We start from the raw sequence: 2,717 nt of genomic DNA, 5'->3' as shown, positions 1-2,717 counted from the left end.
GACCACGGGCCGAGCAGTTCGTCCTGCCAGCTCGCGTCCAGGTCGTCGACCAGGCCGCGCAGCTTGCCGTCGAAACTGACGGCCCAGGCGGCGAGCTGCTCGGGCGCGGCCATCGTCATGCGCCGCCGGCTTCGGCCACGGGCACCGCGGCTCCCGCACCCGCACCCGCAACAGCACCCGGCGCCAGCCGCCGGCCCAGCGCCTGCGGCAGCAGGCCGGGCTTCTTCCAGGCGATCACGCCGATCGCAGCGCCCACCAGCAGCAGCACGGCCAGCAGGCCGCCGGCGACCCACGCCCAGGTGGCGTCGGCGACGGCATGGCGCGGCGAGGTCGGCAGCATCGCGCCCGGTACCAGCGTCACCGTGACGTTCTCGTAGGTCAGGCCCTCCACGCTGCGCGCGACCATGCTCTTGATCGACGGCGCGAGCTGCGGCACGTCGATCTCCGGCCGATACTTGACGAACACCGACGCGCTGGACGGCTTCACCGTCGTGGCCATCGGGTCGTTGTTGGGCAGCACGATGTGCACCTTGGCCACGATCACGCCGTCGATCTTGGACAGCGTGCTGGAAAGCTCCTGCGACACGCCGTGGATGAAGCGCACCCGCTCCTCCGTCGGCGTGGAGATCAGCCCTTCCTTCTTGAACATGTCGCCCAGCGACACGTACTTGTCCGACGGCAGGCCGTTCGCGCGCAGGATGTCCAGCGCGTTCACCACCTCCTGCTCGTCGACGGCGACGTTCCAGGTCTTGCCGCCGTCGCCGCTTTTCTTCTCCGCCTCCACGTCGCGCTGCAGCAGCGCGGCGACCATGTCGTTGGCTTCCGCCTCGGTGCGCTTGGTGTAGAGGTCGGTCTTGCACCCGGCCAGCAGCGTGATCACCAGGATCAGCGCCAGCATGTAGACCAACGACCACGTCGGCTTGGAGCGGTCAAAGGTGGCGGCGGTGTCCGCGGGGTGGGCGCTCATGTCACTGGTTCTTCATCAGCGTCTGCAGGCCGTTCTTGCTGCTCTGCGCGACCGAGGTGCAGGCCGAGAACTGCAGGCCCTGCGTGGCGACCTGCAGGTTCAGCTCCATGGACCGCGCGGTCAGCTCCTGCAGGTTCATGTTGGGAGCGTCGGCGACGTAGCGCTGCATGTCCGCGGTCACCTGGCGCGAGGCGTCGTCCAGCGTGTGCAGCGTCTTCGTCATCGTCGTGTCCGTGTGGCCGACCGCATGCGCCGCCGACGGATCGGGCTGCGGCTCGCGCGCCATCAGCTGCTCGAACTTCTGCGTCTGCGCCTGCAGGTCCGGCGTCGGCGTCGCGGCCTGCCGGATCATGTCGTGCGCGGAAATGGCTTGGATGGGATCGGTCATGGCGGCTCCTGTTCCTGGTCCTGTGCCTGTTCCTGGTCCTGCGCTTCAGGCCCGCATGTAGGCCATCTGCGAGAGGTCGATGGTCAGCGCCGGCGGCGTGGCGGCGCCGGCTTCGGCCTCGTCGCCCTCGGATTCCGCGGCGGCCTCGTCCGGATTCAGCAGCGAGCGCACCATGTCCAGCGCCTCGGCGTTGGTGGAGGTGTGCAGCACGTCCTCGGCGGTCGCGCGCCATGCGGCGTCGCCGGTCGCGAACTGGCAGTAGGCGAGGAAGGCCTTCGCGGTCGACCATTCCGGCGCGGTGGCGTCGAGGTTGCGCAGCGTGCGCATCGCGTCGGTCCAGTGGCCGCGTTTCATCGCGATCCAGGCTTCGAAGAAGTCCAGCTGCGACACCTTGGGGCGCAGCAGGCGCACGGCGCCCAGCAGGGTCTCGGCGTCGTCCAGCAGCTCGCGGTCCACCGCCAGGCTCACCAGGCCGACCAGGCCGGAGACGAAATCTTTGCGTTGCAACGAGGAATCGATCATGTCTGCTCCATCACACGTGCCGGGCACGGCGGGCTTGGGGAAATGGCCGCGTTGAAAGGAAACTTGAAAGGCCCCCGGCCGGGCGGACCGCCCGGGGGCCCGGGCTCATCAGCCGCGCGAAAGCGTCTTCTCGAGATCGCTCTTGCTGTACTTGTTGTCGCCCTGCTGGTTGAACTTGCCGTCAGCGGACTGCTGCGCGACGTCCGTCGCCTTGTTGAGGGCGGAGTCCTGCACGAACTTCTGGGCGGCCTGCTGCAGCTCGAACGACGGCAGGATGCCGTTGGGCATCTGCTTGCCCTGGGCGACGTCCTTCATCGTGTCCAGGTCGAAGGTCTTGCCGTCCTTGGACAGCGCGTCGAAGTTGTTCTTCAACGTCGAGATCGTCGAGTGCTGGTCGGCGTTCAGACCCTGCTTCTGGATCGACGCGGTCAGATCGCCGATGCCGATCTTGTCGTCGCCGCCCTTGTGCTTCAGGCCGATGCCCAGCTTGCCCAGCGCGTTGTCGCGGTCGGCCGTGTCCAGCTGACCCATCTTCTTCTCGCCGGCTTCGCTGCGCAGGAACTTGGCGGCCTGCTGGAACTCCGGCGTGAAGTCCTGGGGACGCATGCCCTTGGGGCAGATGCCGTTGGCGGCGTCGTCCAGCTCCTTGCCGCTGATCATCTTCATGCCCGAATCGTTCATCGCCTTGAACAGCGCGCGTTCGGCCCGGTTGCCGTCCATCGGACCGGTCTCGCCCTGCGGGCTGATCGATCCGCCCAGCGGCGAAGCACCGCCCGCGCCGCCGGCACCGGCGCCGACCAGCGAGCCGGCCGCGCCCAGCGCATTGCCCAGGCCGCCGAT

3 protein-coding genes and 1 pseudogene are annotated in these 2,717 nt (G+C 68.3%); all 4 read right to left on the bottom strand.

Annotation, left to right across the window (positions count from 1 at the left end; genetic code table 11):
• Positions 1–115 precede the first annotated feature (115 nt).
• Positions 116–967 (bottom strand): type III secretion system inner membrane ring lipoprotein SctJ, encoded by an 852-nt coding sequence (gene sctJ / locus VF536_RS07785; protein ID WP_331614250.1) that lies wholly within the window; start codon positions 965–967, stop codon positions 116–118.
• A gap of 1 nt (position 968) precedes the next feature.
• On the bottom strand, positions 969–1,355 hold the full coding sequence (locus VF536_RS07780; RefSeq protein WP_331614249.1) for a hypothetical protein: 387 nt from the start codon (positions 1,353–1,355) through the stop codon (positions 969–971).
• Positions 1,356–1,400: 45 nt separating this feature from the next.
• Positions 1,401–1,877 (bottom strand): HrpB1 family type III secretion system apparatus protein, encoded by a 477-nt coding sequence (locus tag VF536_RS07775; RefSeq protein ID WP_331614248.1) that lies wholly within the window; start codon positions 1,875–1,877, stop codon positions 1,401–1,403.
• Positions 1,878–1,985: 108 nt separating this feature from the next.
• Positions 1,986–2,717 (bottom strand): annotated as a pseudogene (locus tag VF536_RS07770) (hypothetical protein); the annotation flags it as partial.

Source organism: Roseateles sp. (assembly GCF_036486225.1).
Classification (GTDB): Bacteria; Pseudomonadota; Gammaproteobacteria; order Burkholderiales; family Burkholderiaceae_C; genus Roseateles.
The sequence above is the reverse complement of the archived record's forward strand: the minus strand, read 5'-3'. Positions and strand labels throughout refer to the sequence as shown.

What these genes read in the sequence shown, in the direction of transcription:
- sctJ (WP_331614250.1), bottom strand. Translation starts at nt 967, where the DNA reads ATGAGCGCCCACCCCGCGGACACCGCCGCCACCTTTGACCGCTCCAAG.
- VF536_RS07780 (WP_331614249.1), bottom strand. Translation starts at nt 1,355, where the DNA reads ATGACCGATCCCATCCAAGCCATTTCCGCGCACGACATGATCCGGCAG.
- VF536_RS07775 (WP_331614248.1), bottom strand. Translation starts at nt 1,877, where the DNA reads ATGATCGATTCCTCGTTGCAACGCAAAGATTTCGTCTCCGGCCTGGTC.